Below are 14,401 nucleotides of genomic sequence, written 5' to 3' on the forward strand. Positions count from 1 at the left end.
GAGAGTCAAATATGACAAGGATGATTGATTGTCAGCAGGTAAAAATGCAATTTAAAGGAAATCTAGATCCTATCCTAACGAATATTAATTTACAAGTTCAGGAAGGAGACTTTGTTAGTATTATCGGAAAAAGTGGAAGTGGAAAAACAACATTATTACAGATGATTGGCGGTTTACTAGAACCGACAGCAGGGGAAGTGAAAGTGAACGGAACGTTAATACAAGAGCCGATTGATGAAATAACATATGTATTCCAAAAGCCCGTTTTATTAGAGTGGCGCAATATACTTGAAAATGTTCTGATGCCACTTGAATTAAAAAGGCGTCTAACGAAAACGGATATCGAACAGGCGAGAGAGGTTATTAATATAGTAGGATTAGCTAGCCATGAAAATAAATACCCTCATGAGTTATCAGGTGGAATGATGTCTAGAGTTACTTTAGCTAGAGCGTTACTTTCTCAACCGAAAGTTTTATTAATGGACGAGCCATTTTCAGCTTTAGATGCAATGACTAAGGAGCAACTTCAAATAGAATTAATGGAGCTATCCAACCGGTTTTCCACGACGGTTTTATTTATAACCCATGATATTACAGAAGCTGTGTACTTATCTGATCGGGTTGTGCTTTTAGGTGATCAGCCGGCGCAAGTCATTAATGAATTCTCAATCCCTTTTCCTAGACCGAGGCCAAAAGAGTTGAAGTTCGATGTAGCTTTCACAAAAATAATAAAAGAAATTCACGAGCAAGTTGAAGTGAACGGCGGGGCTACATGATGAAAAAAACACAGTTTTATTCAGTGATATTATTCATCATGGTGATCGGTTTTTGGGAAGCAATTGTCCATTTTAAGAGGATTTCAAAGTTGATTCTACCAGCCCCTTCAGACATTGTGGTAAATCTTTTACACCATTTTCAAAGTGGGTACTTTTATCCTCATATTATGGTAACTTCAATTGAAGTTTTTGGTGGATTTTTTGTAGGAGCAGTCCTTGGTATTGGGTTAGGGTTTATTGTCGCTCAATCAAAAATCGCTCAGGAAATTTTACAGCCCTACATCATCGCTTCTCAAGCAATGCCCAAGCTTGCTTTAGCACCTCTGCTTGTTCTTTGGTTCGGGTTTGGATATACGCCTAAAATTGTGATCGTAGCACTTGTTTGTTTTTTTCCGTTATTTGAAAGTACAGTCACAGGTCTTTCATACGTAAGTCGAGAAAAATTAGCTTTATTTCGCTCATTACGAGCAACCTCTTTTCAAACGTTAATTAAACTCCGATTACCGACGGCGATGCCTTATATTTTTTCTGGCTTGCGTGTAGCTGTCGTGTTAAGTGTCGTAGGGGCTGTTGTAAGTGAGTTTATCGGTGCAAATAAAGGCTTAGGCGCACTGATTATTGCTTCACAAGGAATGTTAGATACGACGTTAATGTTTTCCGTTTTTATTTTACTTACTGTAAAAGGCCTTTTATTATATCAAATCATTTATTGGATTGAAGCAATTTTTTTTAAAAAGTATATGTTTTCTAGGGGGAAACTGAAATGAAAAAATTTATAAAAAAACTAAGTTCAGCATTTTTGCTGACTGCACTTACACTAAGTGCTGCAGGTTGTGGTGGAGCAAATGACGAAGGACAAGAAGGTGTCCAAGAAAATGAAGGAGTAGCAGAAGAGCAAAAGATTGAAAAAGTAAGAATGGCATCTTGGAGTCAACCAATTGTTGAACAAAGCAACCTATATTTAGCAGAGGAAAAAGGGTGGTTTGAAGAAGCTGGTCTTGAATTTGAATATATTCCTGGTGCAGGCGGTGGTGATGCAGTCCGTAATATTATTGCTGGCAATGCTGATATTGCATTTGCGAATGTCGAGGCCATTCTATTAGCACTTGAGCAAGGAGAAGAATTACGTGTAATTTATAATATTTATCCTAAAAATGTATTTAACCTCGTATCACTGAAGGAGAGCAATATTCAAACTATGGAAGATTTACGAGGAAAAGATGTAGGCGTGTATAGTCTCGCTAGTGGAACCTATCAAAATCTCCTCGTTTTACTTCATCAGGCTGGTATGACGAAGGAAGATGTAAATATTGTTGAGGCTGGAGTATTAAATTTCGGACCATTAATGAATCATCAGGTTGTAGCAACAGCAGCAACAGATACAGGTTTATTTGATGCCAAACAAAAAGGATTAGGAGAAGTAGATGTTATTGAAGTAAAGGATGTGTTAAATACTCCAGCTGATGTTTTTGTCGTGACTGAAAAAGTATTCCAGGAAAAACAAGATATGCTCATTCGATTCTTACAAGTATATCGTGATAGTGTAGCTTATACGATGGAGCATCCTGAAGAAGCAGCTGAAGCGGCTGTAGCAACAGCGATCGATGGACAGGATGTAGAAAGAAATGTAGAAATTATTAAAATCCGTAATCAAACGTCTACTAATGAAGATATGAAAGAAAAAGGGCTAGGCTGGTTAGATCTTGAAATTCTAAAGGAAGTAGAAAGTACGTACTATGATTTAGGCCTGCTTAATGATAGAGTAAATATTGATCAAATTACGACAAATGAACTCGTACAGCAACTAAGATAGGTGATTGTTATGGATACACAATTACAACAAAAAGTTGTTCTTATTACAGGTGCAAGTCGAGGGATAGGGGCTGTACTTGCAAAAAGCTTTGCTGAACAAGGTGCAACGGTTGTCATTAATTATGTGAAGAGTAAAGAAAAAGCGGAAATGCTTGCAGATGAACTAATGGAGCAATATGATGTTGAAGCTTACGCTGTACAAGGTGATGTAACAGTAGAATCGGACATGAAAGCAATGATTGCTGAGGTTCTCTTGGAGTTTGATACGATTGATATTGTTGTTAATAATGCATTACATGCCTATACATTTGATCCTGAAAAACGTAAAATGGCTTGGGAGCTAGAATGGGAAGATTATCAGCGTCAGCTTGATGGAGCTTTAAAAGGAACCTATAATGTTTGTAAATATGTTATTCCGATTATGAAACAAAAAAGTGCTGGTCGAATCATTAATATGGTAAGTAACCTAGTATACCGCCCAGTCGTTCCTTATCATGATTATAATACGGCAAAGGGAGCAGTTCTTTCTTATTCTCAAAATTTAGCTGTTGATTTAGGTAGTTTTGGGATAAATGTTAACTGTGTTGCTCCAGGGTTAGTCTATCCCACTGATGCTAGTCGTTCAACAAAAGAAGAAATAAAAGAACTCATTAAATCCCAAACCCCATTACATCGCATTGCAAAACCTGAAGATGTTGTCGGAAGTGTTTTATACTTTGCTAGTAGTTGGTCATCATTTGTCACTGGGCAATGTATTGTTGTTGATGGGGGTTTCGTAATAAGATAAAATTGTATTTGATATTTATGAAAGTATTAGCCCATTCATTTTATGGCAAACTAATGGTATTCACGTTAGTAAGTGTGAGGAGGGTGAAACCTGAAGTACGAAGAAATAGAATCAATTGGAGCTAGTATGTATTACAAACCAATTGAAGTTGTAAGCTTAAAAGGTATTACAGTTTCATTACTAGCTTCAGGAGATGGAACAGAAGTGATTCACCACCATATTCAAAAAGGTAGTCAATGGTATTTAAATCCTGAAGAAGGGTGGACCGCGCTAGAATGCTTTTACATTTTAAAGGGCGAACTATCATGGTCTTCACCAAAAGGTGAGAAATCTTTAACAGCTGGAATGACATTTTCTGCAGAACCAATTAAACAACCGGTTGCTTTTAAGGCGGTAATTGATACAGAATTTATGTATGTTTCTTCTCAACCTGTGTTCCAGTATTATAGTTATGCGATTAATGATAAGAAAAACCTTGCTGTCTTAGTCGAAGAAAAAGATGGATATACGGCTGATCATTGTTATCGCATTAAAGATTATTCCTTAATGATAGCTGAGGAGATAAATTTACCTCAAGAAAAAATGTATATTCTAAATCTTGGATCTTTCTTACACGATATCGGGAAGGTCAAGGTTCCTGATTCGATCTTAAATAAACCAGGGAAACTAACGGAAGAAGAATTTGAGATCATCAAAAGGCACACGATTTATGGCTATGAATTGTTGAAGGAATCAGAATTACCTGACTTAAGGAAAGCTGCATTTATTCCGCTGGAACACCATGAACGCTTTGATGGGAAAGGCTATCCTTATGGTTTAAAAGGAGATCAAATTTCAATTGAGGCGGCAATTGTTTCTGTTGTCGATGCTTTTGATGCAATGACGACAGACCGAATTTATCGAAAAGCATTGACAAAGCGTGAAGCATTTGCTGAAATAATAAGAAATAGGGGAAAAATGTTTCATCCATTAGTCGTTGACGCTTTTATCAAACTCATAAAATAAAAATGTTTAAGGAGAGGTTCTACAATTGAAAAAAGTAAAAGTTTTTATTATGACGGGATTACTTATAGGAGCTTTCTCTTCAACAGCATTTGCAGAACATAATCCAGAGGCAGATAAAACAATAAATATTAGTACAGGAGCTAAGTTGAACGACATCCCTGCAAAGAGTGCTGACACTACAGAGGATGTAACCAAAGTTATTGGTGAAAATATGGACAAGCTTTCACGCGATTATTCTTATATTTATATTCAAGTAGACGATCAATATATCGCAATTATTGATCCGCCTGCTGTAGGATATTAGTCATTGTAACAATTGTATACTTTCAGCAAGAAAAGTGGACCGATAAATAAACCGGTCCATTATTTTTTATACCAAAATACAGGAGTATAAACCCCTGTTATTGTTTAGAATTTTGACGACCTGTTGGTGATATGGCTTTTTCAAGCTCTTCTTTTGCTAACGTATTGTCTGAAGTCATAGCCTCGTTATAGGGGTTTCCTTTTTGGCTACCATTTTTTGTATTCATTCGTTTTTTATCATTTGTCAAAGTCATTCACTCCTCAATTTTTATTGTTCTTAGATAGCATGTGAGATCGAACACATATTTATGCTTATCTACAAATTAAAGTTACGAAATTACTGGGGCTATAAAAGGCAAAATTGTAATTAGTGTGTAAGTCTTTTTATTCTCTATTTTGTAAAAAAACGTTTTACTGATAGTCAAGGGAAATAGGTGATATAATGAGAATTGTAACGGCTGCAGAAATGTATAATATTGATGCATACACCGTTTATTGAAAATATTCCACGCACCCTTAAATGGATTAAATGAAGATATTTGTGTAGGAAAGGAGCAAGATTTTGATTACATATAAAGAACTTCATCATGTCAGTTTACCTGTTACAAACCTAGAGAAGTCGAAAAAATTTTATAGTGAAGTATTAGGGTTAGAAGAAATTGATAGGCCTAATTTTGATTTCTCAGGTGCATGGTATCGAGTAGGAAACCAACAAATTCATTTGATTGATTTTCCAGCTACCCAGGTATTGAGAAAAGATCAAGAAATCAATACGAGAGAAGCTCATTTTGCATTAAGAGTCATTGATTACTTTTCAACTTTAGAGTGGTTAAAATCTCAAAATGTTCTATTCAAAGAAAATCGTTATAGTAAAAGTGGCTTTGCCCAAATCTTTTGTTGTGACCCTGACGGCCATATTATTGAGTTAAATGTCGATCAAAAAGAATTGGAATAGATTTTGTTAAAAGACAACGAGACAACTACAAGAAGGGACGTCCTGTCATGGCCGTCTCTTTTATTTTTATAGATGATTATTATTTTCAGATTCTTGAGCATCAAGGATTAATTCTAACAACTTCAGCCTTTTTTTATTACTCACTTGCTTCAACCTTCTATTCCAAAAATTATCAGAATCTACACGGTGAACAAAGACTATGTTTTTTTCTGGGATGATATCAATGGATTGACCATATCTACCTATAGCAGAATAGAGTCCTAATTCACTGAATTCTCCTTTATCAGCAACCCACCACATATAACCATATCCATAATCATCTGAATGGATAACAGGGGTTTGTACCGATGTACTTTTCTTGATCCATTCTTTTGGAATAATTTGTTTTCCATCCCATGATCCATTTTGAAGATATAATTGCCCAAACCTCGCCATATCTCTTACAGACATTCGAAAAAGATATGATGGATGGATTGATCTGCTTACCTCCATTTTATAAACCGTATCCTCCATTGTATAATCTTCCATTCCGATTGGAACAGCTATCTTATCTCTAAATTCAGTAAATAAATCACTATTCGTCTGCTCTTTAAAAATAGTTCCTAACACATTAAAATCCCAATTATTATAATAAAAATGGGTTCCTGGTAAATATAAACCACGCTCAGGTCTGGACCATCTCATCCATAACGATTCTTCACCTGCCGTCAAAAAAACCCCTGAACGAGATGTGAGTAAGTCAACAATTTTCGCTTTTTTTTCTTGTTCTGATAACAGAACATTGTCCATAATATTTAGATCTTTTAATGTGGAGTTGATATTGATATTCCCTTTTTCAACATGGATCCCGTACAATGCACTTAAAAAACTTTTCCTAATCGAATGAATATTGCTTTTTTTTGTAATATCTCCCCAAGAAACAAGAACTTTTCCATTATAAATCACCATTGCAGCGGTAGATCCCAAGGAATCGTAATATTTTTTTGCAGCCTTTAATCGTCTAGAAGACCAGCCCGCTTCCTCTGGTGTTTCATACTGTTCCCACGTCGATTTCATGTTCGTCAGTGTTGTATTTTTTGAACCTGTCAGATTGTAAAATAATATAAAAAAGATCCCAGAAAATATTAACAAATACCATTTCTTTTTACCGATCATAAAAATTCATCCTTATGTGATAAGTTTTAATCGATTGGATATTACATACGAACTTAACATATTTTGTGACTACTTTAAAGCTTTAGCATGCTTAGATATCTGAGAAAGTATGAGCTAATCAAAATAGAGAGTGCTGTGACACTCTCTATATAAAATCATGAACCATTTTTTAAGTTTTTTAATACAGGTGGCATTTTCTTATCAGTATCCTTTTCCTTTTTCTCACGCTTCGTATTATTGGTGTTAGCAGACCTAAATCTTGCTGCATCCATGCCGTCAATGATATTTGTCAAAATTTCAACCTCCTTTCGGGCATTAGTATCACCTTCTTTTTATTTTACATGTGATATTCATTACAGAAATATCGAATTGTGCCTCTTAGTTCATATTCAGTTCATTTTTGAATGGTACTATGCAAATGTAAAAATGTGTTATTCAAATATGTACATAGTAGATGGAGGTTAGTAAGGGGAATTTACGAAAAAACAAAGGACTCTTTTTTCCTTTTATGTTGTTATTAGCTTTAGTATTAGTTGGTTGTAATACTCAATCTACGAATTCTGTTGAAAAAGAAACTGAAGAAGCTATGTTTGGTGAGAGAAGATGCGATTATAGAAGCGAGAGTTACAAGGTTACGCCCTATTCTTATGACGATGCTAACGACTGTTTTAGCGATGGTACCTTTAGCAATCGGTATGGGTGAAGGAGCAGAGCTGCAAGCACCAATGGCAACTGTTATTGTATTTGGTCTGACTTTTTCAACAATTTGGGGTTATGACTATGACGGTGATGAAAGAACGGTTGATGTCCATATTAAACGTCTAAGGGAGCAGTTAGGATCTTTTCCAGATTTGACGATTACAACTGTCAGAGGTTAGGGTATCGCCTAGAGGAGAAATAATTGTTTAAAAAGAATCTCTACCTGCGTATTGTTGGAACATTTATAAGTGTAGTTATCATCAGTTTGTTTATCTCGTATTTAATTAATTCGTTGTTTTTCCACCGTGAAATTTTTATAGAAGAGGAAGTTACGAAAATTACAAAAGGTGTTGCTGAGATTGTTGAAATTACTCAAGAAAATAAAATTCCGGAACTATTGAAGACGTAAAAATATACAAGTATACTTAAATTTGGAAAAGGTTGAAGTTTATGCGGACCAGGACTTATTTGAACATGTTTGGTTAAATCTGATCACAAATGCGATTCGATATGCCGATGAAAATGGATCAATCGTTATTGAACTGAAGAAAATTGGAAATCAATTAACTGTATGTATAAAAGATTCAGGTAAAGGAATCCCAGAAGCAGCTATTCCTCATTTGTTTGAGCGGTTTTATAAAGTAGATAAAGCGCGATAACACAAAATTAAATTTTTTTAAAAAATATGTTGTAATAGTAATAGCATTATAATGTGCAAATGTGTTTTTAAAAAGGTAGAGGTGAAAAAAATGGACATCAAAAATATCGTTGTTGTCAGTCCAATGTATAATGAACTTAAAACGCTTATTACGAACAAAGGGATTCAGAAAAATTTTCGTTTTTTATCGGAAGAGAATTTTACTAAAAATGACTTACTTTGGGCCGACGCGTTTGTTTCTTTTAATACAAAGAAGGACTATGATTATAGTCAGGTTAAATGGGTACATTCCCTCGGTGCCGGTGTTGATCGCTTTTTATTTAAGAAGAAATGGAATGAGGAAGTATTATTAACGAGAACAATTTGTTCCTTTGGGCAACGAATTGCGGAATATTGCTTGAGTTATATTCTAAAAGATATCCAATTCCATGATGAATTTCAACAATTAAAAGTACATAAGCAATGGAAACCTAAAACTCCAAAGTTATTAAATGAACAAAAAGTAATGATCTATGGAACAGGAGAGATCGGTCAACAAACTGCTAAGATCCTTTCCTTATTAGGAGTACAAGTTTACGGTGTATCTTTAAGTGGGAAAGAAAAAGAATACTTTAAAGAGGTACTACCTGTTGAAGACCACTTTATCCGTTTAAGTGAGATCGATTTTATTATAAATACGTTACCTTTAACTGAAAAAACAGAAAAGCTTTTTGATGAAAAGGTTTTCAAAAACATAAACAATGTGGGATTTATCAACGTTGGAAGGGGCGCATCATTAGATGAAAAAGCTTTGTTAGATGCTCTTCATCATGAGCATGTAAGGTTTGCAGTCCTCGATGTATTTGCCGAAGAGCCGCTTCCAGAAAGTAACCCTTTATGGGAAAATCGAAAAGTTTTCATTACTCCGCACATATCAGCAGTAACAACACCTGATGAAGCTGTTGATTGTTTTATTGAAACATTAAGTTGTATTGAAGAAAATAAGCCACTTCATAATAAAGTAGATATAACAAAAGGTTTTTAATGGGAGACGGATTACTTTATAGTGAACGGAATACTATACTTGTAAAGGGTGACTCAAATGTCAGGCACCAAACGACTTATGAGTCACCCGATATAAGGGCTACAATGTTTTCTAACATTAAAATTGTGGTTCAAGAGGAGTGTTGGATAAAACGTAAAGCTAAAGCTCACGTTTTATCCAATTATTTGATTAATGCTTTGAATAGCTGTTTGTACCATATCACTGGTCACTTCACGATGGGTAACGAAACGTATAATACCATCATCAAAAGGTCCGGCTAGTATTCCAGCATCTTTTAATAACGTAAGAAATTGATCATTTGAAAGGCCAGATTTTTTAATATTACAAAGAATAATATTTGTTTCGACATTTGGAACACATACATTTAACCCTGGGATCTGAGTTAATCCTTCAGCGAGCAGCTTAGCATTCGTATGATCTTCTGCTAATCGACTGACCATGTTTTCTAACGCGATGATTCCTGGTGCTGCGAGTACTCCAACTTGTCGTAATCCTCCTCCTAGGCGTTTTCTCCATTTGCGAGCTTCTTTTATAAACGATTTACTACCAGCTAAAATAGAGCCGACTGGAGCTGAAAGTCCTTTTGAGAGACACACCTGAACGGTATCTACATACTGTGTAAATTTTGAGGCTGAAACACCAGTTGCTACAGCGGCATTAAACAACCTTGCACCATCGAGATGGACGGGAATATCTTTATCTTTAGCTATTTCATATATAGATTTCATTGTATCAATAGGAACAATTCTTCCTCCTGCTTTGTTATGGGTATTTTCCAAACAAATTAAACCAGAGTAAGGATAGTGAATGTCATCACCGCGAATCGCTTTTTTAACTGCTAGTGGATCCATCGCTCCATTTAGTCCTTGTAGCGGTCTTGTTTGAATACCAGCTAAGGCAGAAGCAGCACCACCCTCATATAAAAAGATGTGGGATTCAGCTTCCAAAATAACTTCATCACCTGGTGCACAGTGTGTTAATATCGCAATTTGGTTTCCTTGTGTACCACTAGTAACAAATAGTGCATCTTCTTTTCCTAGTATCTGGGCTGCTAGTGCTTCCAAACGATTGACGGTTGGATCTTCACCATACACATCATCGCCAACCTTGGCATTAAACATTGCCTCTCTCATTTCTTCTGTTGGTTTTGTCACCGTATCACTGCGAAAATCGATAAAGTTCATAACATTCTCTCCTATGTCATTGATATAGATCTTTAAACAGCAGATCCTGTTGCGAAACCGCTATGTAAAATAAGATCCCACAATACTAAAGGGGTGGGATCTTACATTTAAAGTTAACATTAATTTTATTTTTATAAAAGTAATATGGTACTCACATTCTAGTGTTTACAAAAAGCAACCTAATTGTCAATTTAAATTTAATTACTATATTAAAAAGTTTTTTATAGGAGTATTATAAGGAATAACAAATCATTTTAATGTAATCCTATTCACTTATTATTTAGCTAGGTTTAATTTTGTTTTTGGTTGTTAACCGAGTAAAATATAACTGATATTTGCAAATGTGGACACACTATTTTGAGAATAGGTAAATTGAGAATGTGCTAAAATCATGAGTCATAGATTTTGTTAAAAGAATAAGAAAGCATATTAATTATAACGATAATGTAGGAGGTTGTTTACGACTTGAAACCAAAATTCGCAAAAGAATCGAAAGTAATAAAAACACATTTAGTATTACCAAATGAAACAAATAACCACAGTACATTATTTGGTGGTATTTTAATGAGAAATGTTGATGAAGTAGCATCCATCAGTGCAAGGTTACATTGTCGGACAGATGTTGTGACAGCTTCAACAGATTCTGTCGATTTTTTAAACCCGATTTATCAAACGGATGCTGTTTCACTAGAATCTTTTGTTACATGGACAGGTAAAACTTCAATGGAGATATTCGTAAAAATCATCGCAGAGGATTTTAATACTGGGAAGAGAAGAATGGCAGCAACCGCATTTCTTACGTTTGTCAGTCTTGGTGAAGACGGGAAACCAACGGCTGTTCCAGAAGTAATACCCGAAACGGAAGAAGAAAAACAGCTTAATAAGACCGGCTTAGAGCGTGCAAAAATTCGTATTGGACGAAGAAAGCAAAGTAAAGAGCTAGCAGAGTTTTTAACAATAAATAAGCCTTGGGAGTAATAAAACATTCAATAGAAGATTATTAAAAGAAACATCCCTTATCTTTTTTGATAGGGGATGTTTCCTTACTTTTAATAGTGAAGTAAGGATGGGGCTATAGAATTGGACTTATTTAAATACGACAAATTTCTATCGGACAAGCGGGGTATGATGGACAATTGCATATGCAGCGTAATTCATTCAATTTTTTAATCGTAATTTGTCCGTTTCTTATTGATAAAATCCCATCTTCTCTCCAAATGTTTAAAAAACGATTAACACTTTCTCTTGTAGCACCAATGAATTCAGCAATATCAGTATTCGTAAGTTTTATGTCCAATAGAATACCTTGTTCTGTAGTAACACCATACGAATTACTCATCCGGATTAAAGTTGATGCAAGAGCCCCTGCTTTTCCATTAAGTAACAGATCATGTAATTTGGACTGTTCTTTCTGATTAATAAAGCCAAGCCAATTCATAAATCCTATAGCAAAATTTCCGAATTGAGCTAAGAGATTTTCTAATTCTTTAATTTTAACAACACCAATTTCAACATCTTCAACTAGTTCTGCATTATAACGATGTTTTTTTTCACCATAGCCGCCAAACTCACCTAAGAGGTGCCCACTTCCCATAATCGATAAAATTAATTCTTTTCCTTCGCTAGTTGTTTTTTTTAATTTAATTAATCCTGATCGGATGTAATATAATTCGTTTGCATCATCGCCCTCCCAAAATAAATGAGTAGGCGCTTTTATTGATACAGGTTTCATGATATTTTTTAGTGTATCTAAATGATCTTCAGTTAAAAAATCATTAATTTTACCCGAAAATGTCTGGGGTTGTTTTGTACAAACGTTCATTTCTTTCAAAGGGTATGCATTCATTGATATATACCTCCGTTTAATTTTTCCTTATATTTATTTTGCCATTTATACAACTTTAATAAAATCGGTGGATTCCCTGAAACACGTTCTTAAATCCCCTTAAAGTTATATGGTGAATGCTCCCCAAATTATCTTTCCTCTCAACTGTCTTTTTTTAATTGATTTTCTATACTACGAAATAACATCTGATTTTCAAGATGAATGTGTTGTAATATACCGTTTTCTAATGATTTTAATCGCTTAAACGTCAGTTGATACGTCATACAAGTTTCTGTAAGCAAGTAATCATTTGTCATTTTTCTCATCTCCATTAAATGGTTACATGTTATATCATGTTCGTTCTTTAGTTCAGCCATCATAGTTTTTAGTTTGGTTTTATTTATAAGTGCGGGGTTTGATTCAAATACTTTAATAGTAGGAAATACTTCGGATTCTTCCTTTAACGCATGTTCTATTAGTTCTAATTTAAGTATTTGATATTTCTCACTTAAGCAAACTAGTTCTTTATGATTGGCACCGTAGATGTTTTTAATTTTCACAATATACTTATTTAAAGTTTGAAGTTCATTATAAAGAAAAGAATGATGCTTGATCAGGATATTATCAATTGTTTTAGAGTATGAATTAAAATTTATTTTCCAATTTTCATTATCTACTATTGATGACTGGGTATCCAAATAAAGTTGATTTAATTTAATTAATAACTCATTTTCAGCCAAGTTTTTCATAATGAACTCCCCGTTTCGTATTTTCGCTTATATTCATTATGGTATTTTAATAGAGAGCCTATTACCGTGATAATTATCACAAGTACTTTATCCCTTAACCTTAATTTAAAATGACTTATAAAAATTTTATGTCAAGTTATTTTACAGGAACCCTTAAAGCTTATTTTATATATGTCATAATGTTAGCAATCATATAGAAAGTAGGGGCTTCAATTGATGAATAAGGGAAGTTTATCGGCGTTAATTATGTCAACATTAGCTATGATAGCAAGTTTTACAGTTTGGGTTGTCATGACACCTGTGGTATCTCACCTAGATGAAGTTTTACAGCTTAGTACGATTGAAAAGAGTGTTCTTGTAGCAACTCCGGTATTATTAGGATCGATCATGAGAATTCCTATGGGGATTTTGACAGATCGTTATGGAGGAAAGAAAATTTATACCGGAACGATGTTATTTTTAGCATTTCCATTAGTTGCAGCAGGGTTTGTTCATTCTTATCATCTTCTTTTACTTGTTGCATTTTTTATAGGGTTTGCTGGTACAACATTTGCAATCGCAATTACTTTTGTATCAAAGTGGTTTCCGTCTGAAAAGCAAGGGCTAGCTTTAGGAATTGTTGGATTGGGTAATTTTGGTACCGCAATTGCTAGCTTTAGTCTCCCTTCAATTATTAATGTTGTTGGTGTAAGTTGGACGTTTTGGGGCTTAGCGCTCATGATGATTGCCATGGCTGCGATTTTCTGGTTTGGAACTAGCGAATACTCAAGCTCAAAAAATGTGGCTACACTAAAAAGTGCATTATCAGTTACGAAACATAAAGAAACTTGGTTATTATCTTTGTATTACTTTTTAACGTTTGGAGGCTTTGTTGCTTTTAGTGTTTACTTACCGACATTGTTACAAGATATATTTAATTTAACTCCAGTAGAAGCGGGCATAAAAACAGCTGGATTTATTACAATTGCAACATTTATTCGTCCGGTTGGAGGATATTTAGGAGATCGTCTGGGTTCGGAGAAAATTTTAACAGCGATCTTTGTTGGTACAGCCATATGTTCATTAATTATTGCTTTTTCTATCGATCACTTTATTTTGTTTTCTGTTGGCTGTTTACTTGTAGCATTTTTATTTGGGATTGGGAACGGTGCGATTTTTAAACTTGTTCCGCAAATATCTTCAGGAAATACAGGGGCTGTTACAGGAGTCGTAGGTGCAGTCGGTGGAGTTGGAGGTTTTTTTCCGCCAATAATGCTTGGTATAGTGATGGATTTAACAGGAACTTATTTTCTCGGATTTTTATTTTTAAGTTGCTTTGCGGTAGTTTGCTTTATCGCCCATCAATTATTCATTCGCAGTACGCAAAAAGAAAAAACATATAAAACAGAACAGCAAGGAGCATAATCAACAGTTTAAATATATAAAAGGTTCACCGGTCATTTTATACG

19 protein-coding genes and 1 pseudogene are annotated in these 14,401 nt (G+C 34.6%); 14 read left to right on the forward strand and 6 right to left on the reverse strand.

Going from position 1 to position 14,401, the window contains the following annotated elements; translation table 11 throughout:
* The first annotated feature begins 11 nt into the window (after positions 1 to 11).
* From J0N78_RS18330 to J0N78_RS18355, 6 genes are all read left to right on the forward strand, one after another.
* Positions 12 to 776 carry an ABC transporter ATP-binding protein gene (locus J0N78_RS18330; protein WP_209124552.1) on the forward strand — a complete coding sequence of 255 codons (765 nt, stop codon included), beginning with the start codon at positions 12 to 14 and terminating at the stop codon, positions 774 to 776.
* Positions 773 to 1,543, forward strand: a complete 771-nt coding sequence (locus J0N78_RS18335; RefSeq protein ID WP_247747420.1) for an ABC transporter permease — start codon at positions 773 to 775, stop codon at positions 1,541 to 1,543. The genes J0N78_RS18330 and J0N78_RS18335 overlap by 4 nt, the downstream gene beginning before the upstream one ends.
* Positions 1,540 to 2,589: an ABC transporter substrate-binding protein gene (locus tag J0N78_RS18340; protein ID WP_209124553.1), complete on the forward strand. Its 1,050-nt coding sequence runs from the start codon at positions 1,540 to 1,542 to the stop codon at positions 2,587 to 2,589. The genes J0N78_RS18335 and J0N78_RS18340 overlap by 4 nt, the downstream gene beginning before the upstream one ends.
* Positions 2,590 to 2,598: 9 nt before the next feature.
* Positions 2,599 to 3,375: an SDR family oxidoreductase gene (locus J0N78_RS18345; RefSeq protein ID WP_209124554.1), complete on the forward strand. Its 777-nt coding sequence runs from the start codon at positions 2,599 to 2,601 to the stop codon at positions 3,373 to 3,375.
* 126 nt (positions 3,376 to 3,501) lie between these two features.
* Entirely contained in the window at positions 3,502 to 4,380 is an 879-nt protein-coding gene (locus tag J0N78_RS18350; protein WP_209124555.1) for an HD-GYP domain-containing protein, read from the forward strand.
* A 25-nt stretch (positions 4,381 to 4,405) separates the two neighbouring features.
* Complete coding sequence (locus J0N78_RS18355; protein WP_209124556.1) at positions 4,406 to 4,684, forward strand: hypothetical protein; 279 nt, start codon at positions 4,406 to 4,408, stop codon at positions 4,682 to 4,684.
* A 97-nt stretch (positions 4,685 to 4,781) separates the two neighbouring features.
* Here the strand turns inward: J0N78_RS18355 and J0N78_RS18360 are convergent, their stop codons facing one another.
* Positions 4,782 to 4,931, reverse strand: a complete 150-nt coding sequence (locus J0N78_RS18360) for a hypothetical protein (RefSeq protein WP_209124652.1) — start codon at positions 4,929 to 4,931, stop codon at positions 4,782 to 4,784.
* Between the two features lie 314 nt (positions 4,932 to 5,245).
* Here J0N78_RS18360 and J0N78_RS18365 point away from each other — a divergent pair, with 314 nt between their 5' ends.
* Entirely contained in the window at positions 5,246 to 5,638 is a 393-nt protein-coding gene (locus J0N78_RS18365) for a VOC family protein (protein ID WP_209124557.1), read from the forward strand.
* A gap of 66 nt (positions 5,639 to 5,704) precedes the next feature.
* On the opposite strand, the gene J0N78_RS18370 is transcribed toward J0N78_RS18365, so the two are convergent.
* Together J0N78_RS18370 and J0N78_RS18375 are read right to left on the reverse strand one after the other, a co-directional pair.
* The gene (locus J0N78_RS18370) at positions 5,705 to 6,793 is read right to left on the reverse strand and encodes a serine hydrolase domain-containing protein (RefSeq protein ID WP_209124558.1); all 1,089 of its coding nucleotides are present in this window, start codon (positions 6,791 to 6,793) and stop codon (positions 5,705 to 5,707) included.
* Positions 6,794 to 6,948: 155 nt separating this feature from the next.
* Positions 6,949 to 7,086: a hypothetical protein gene (locus tag J0N78_RS18375; RefSeq protein ID WP_209124559.1), complete on the reverse strand. Its 138-nt coding sequence runs from the start codon at positions 7,084 to 7,086 to the stop codon at positions 6,949 to 6,951.
* Between the two features lie 303 nt (positions 7,087 to 7,389).
* Between J0N78_RS18375 and J0N78_RS26550 the strand changes: the two are divergent.
* From J0N78_RS26550 to J0N78_RS18395, 5 genes and pseudogenes are all read left to right on the forward strand, one after another.
* A pseudogene (locus J0N78_RS26550) lies at positions 7,390 to 7,563 on the forward strand (efflux RND transporter permease subunit); the annotation flags it as partial.
* Positions 7,564 to 7,605: 42 nt separating this feature from the next.
* On the forward strand, positions 7,606 to 7,671 hold the full coding sequence (locus J0N78_RS26555; protein WP_374193931.1) for a hypothetical protein: 66 nt from the start codon (positions 7,606 to 7,608) through the stop codon (positions 7,669 to 7,671).
* 23 nt (positions 7,672 to 7,694) lie between these two features.
* The gene (locus J0N78_RS18385; protein ID WP_209124560.1) at positions 7,695 to 7,901 is read left to right on the forward strand and encodes a hypothetical protein; all 207 of its coding nucleotides are present in this window, start codon (positions 7,695 to 7,697) and stop codon (positions 7,899 to 7,901) included.
* 22 nt (positions 7,902 to 7,923) lie between these two features.
* Complete coding sequence (locus J0N78_RS18390) at positions 7,924 to 8,151, forward strand: ATP-binding protein (RefSeq protein ID WP_209124561.1); 228 nt, start codon at positions 7,924 to 7,926, stop codon at positions 8,149 to 8,151.
* A 90-nt stretch (positions 8,152 to 8,241) separates the two neighbouring features.
* Entirely contained in the window at positions 8,242 to 9,174 is a 933-nt protein-coding gene (locus J0N78_RS18395; protein WP_209124562.1) for a D-2-hydroxyacid dehydrogenase, read from the forward strand.
* Between the two features lie 173 nt (positions 9,175 to 9,347).
* On the opposite strand, the gene ltaE is transcribed toward J0N78_RS18395, so the two are convergent.
* Positions 9,348 to 10,379: a low-specificity L-threonine aldolase gene (gene ltaE / locus J0N78_RS18400; protein ID WP_209124563.1), complete on the reverse strand. Its 1,032-nt coding sequence runs from the start codon at positions 10,377 to 10,379 to the stop codon at positions 9,348 to 9,350.
* A 465-nt stretch (positions 10,380 to 10,844) separates the two neighbouring features.
* Between ltaE and J0N78_RS18405 the strand changes: the two genes are divergently transcribed.
* Positions 10,845 to 11,357, forward strand: a complete 513-nt coding sequence (locus J0N78_RS18405; protein WP_209124564.1) for an acyl-CoA thioesterase — start codon at positions 10,845 to 10,847, stop codon at positions 11,355 to 11,357.
* A 112-nt stretch (positions 11,358 to 11,469) separates the two neighbouring features.
* Here the strand turns inward: J0N78_RS18405 and J0N78_RS18410 are convergent, their stop codons facing one another.
* Positions 11,470 to 12,225: a Crp/Fnr family transcriptional regulator gene (locus J0N78_RS18410; protein WP_209124565.1), complete on the reverse strand. Its 756-nt coding sequence runs from the start codon at positions 12,223 to 12,225 to the stop codon at positions 11,470 to 11,472.
* A 140-nt stretch (positions 12,226 to 12,365) separates the two neighbouring features.
* Positions 12,366 to 12,953 carry a hemerythrin domain-containing protein gene (locus J0N78_RS18415; RefSeq protein ID WP_209124566.1) on the reverse strand — a complete coding sequence of 196 codons (588 nt, stop codon included), beginning with the start codon at positions 12,951 to 12,953 and terminating at the stop codon, positions 12,366 to 12,368.
* A 216-nt stretch (positions 12,954 to 13,169) separates the two neighbouring features.
* Between J0N78_RS18415 and J0N78_RS18420 the strand changes: the two genes are divergently transcribed.
* Positions 13,170 to 14,357, forward strand: a complete 1,188-nt coding sequence (locus J0N78_RS18420; RefSeq protein WP_209124568.1) for an MFS transporter — start codon at positions 13,170 to 13,172, stop codon at positions 14,355 to 14,357.
* Positions 14,358 to 14,401 lie beyond the last annotated feature (44 nt).

This window comes from Alkalihalobacillus sp. BA299, assembly GCF_017745675.1.
In the GTDB taxonomy this organism is placed as follows: domain Bacteria; phylum Bacillota; class Bacilli; order Bacillales; family Bacillaceae_F; genus Alkalihalobacterium.

Bases quoted from the DNA above. Each gene is read 5' to 3' on its own strand.
- J0N78_RS18330 (WP_209124552.1), top strand. From the start codon at position 12: ATGACAAGGATGATTGATTGTCAGCAGGTAAAAATGCAATTTAAAGGA.
- J0N78_RS18335 (WP_247747420.1), top strand. From the start codon at position 773: ATGATGAAAAAAACACAGTTTTATTCAGTGATATTATTCATCATGGTG.
- J0N78_RS18340 (WP_209124553.1), top strand. From the start codon at position 1,540: ATGAAAAAATTTATAAAAAAACTAAGTTCAGCATTTTTGCTGACTGCA.
- J0N78_RS18345 (WP_209124554.1), top strand. From the start codon at position 2,599: ATGGATACACAATTACAACAAAAAGTTGTTCTTATTACAGGTGCAAGT.
- J0N78_RS18350 (WP_209124555.1), top strand. From the start codon at position 3,502: ATGTATTACAAACCAATTGAAGTTGTAAGCTTAAAAGGTATTACAGTT.
- J0N78_RS18370 (WP_209124558.1), bottom strand. From the start codon at position 6,793: ATGATCGGTAAAAAGAAATGGTATTTGTTAATATTTTCTGGGATCTTT.
- J0N78_RS18395 (WP_209124562.1), top strand. From the start codon at position 8,242: ATGGACATCAAAAATATCGTTGTTGTCAGTCCAATGTATAATGAACTT.
- ltaE (WP_209124563.1), bottom strand. From the start codon at position 10,379: ATGAACTTTATCGATTTTCGCAGTGATACGGTGACAAAACCAACAGAA.
- J0N78_RS18410 (WP_209124565.1), bottom strand. From the start codon at position 12,225: ATGAATGCATACCCTTTGAAAGAAATGAACGTTTGTACAAAACAACCC.
- J0N78_RS18415 (WP_209124566.1), bottom strand. From the start codon at position 12,953: ATGAAAAACTTGGCTGAAAATGAGTTATTAATTAAATTAAATCAACTT.
- J0N78_RS18420 (WP_209124568.1), top strand. From the start codon at position 13,170: ATGAATAAGGGAAGTTTATCGGCGTTAATTATGTCAACATTAGCTATG.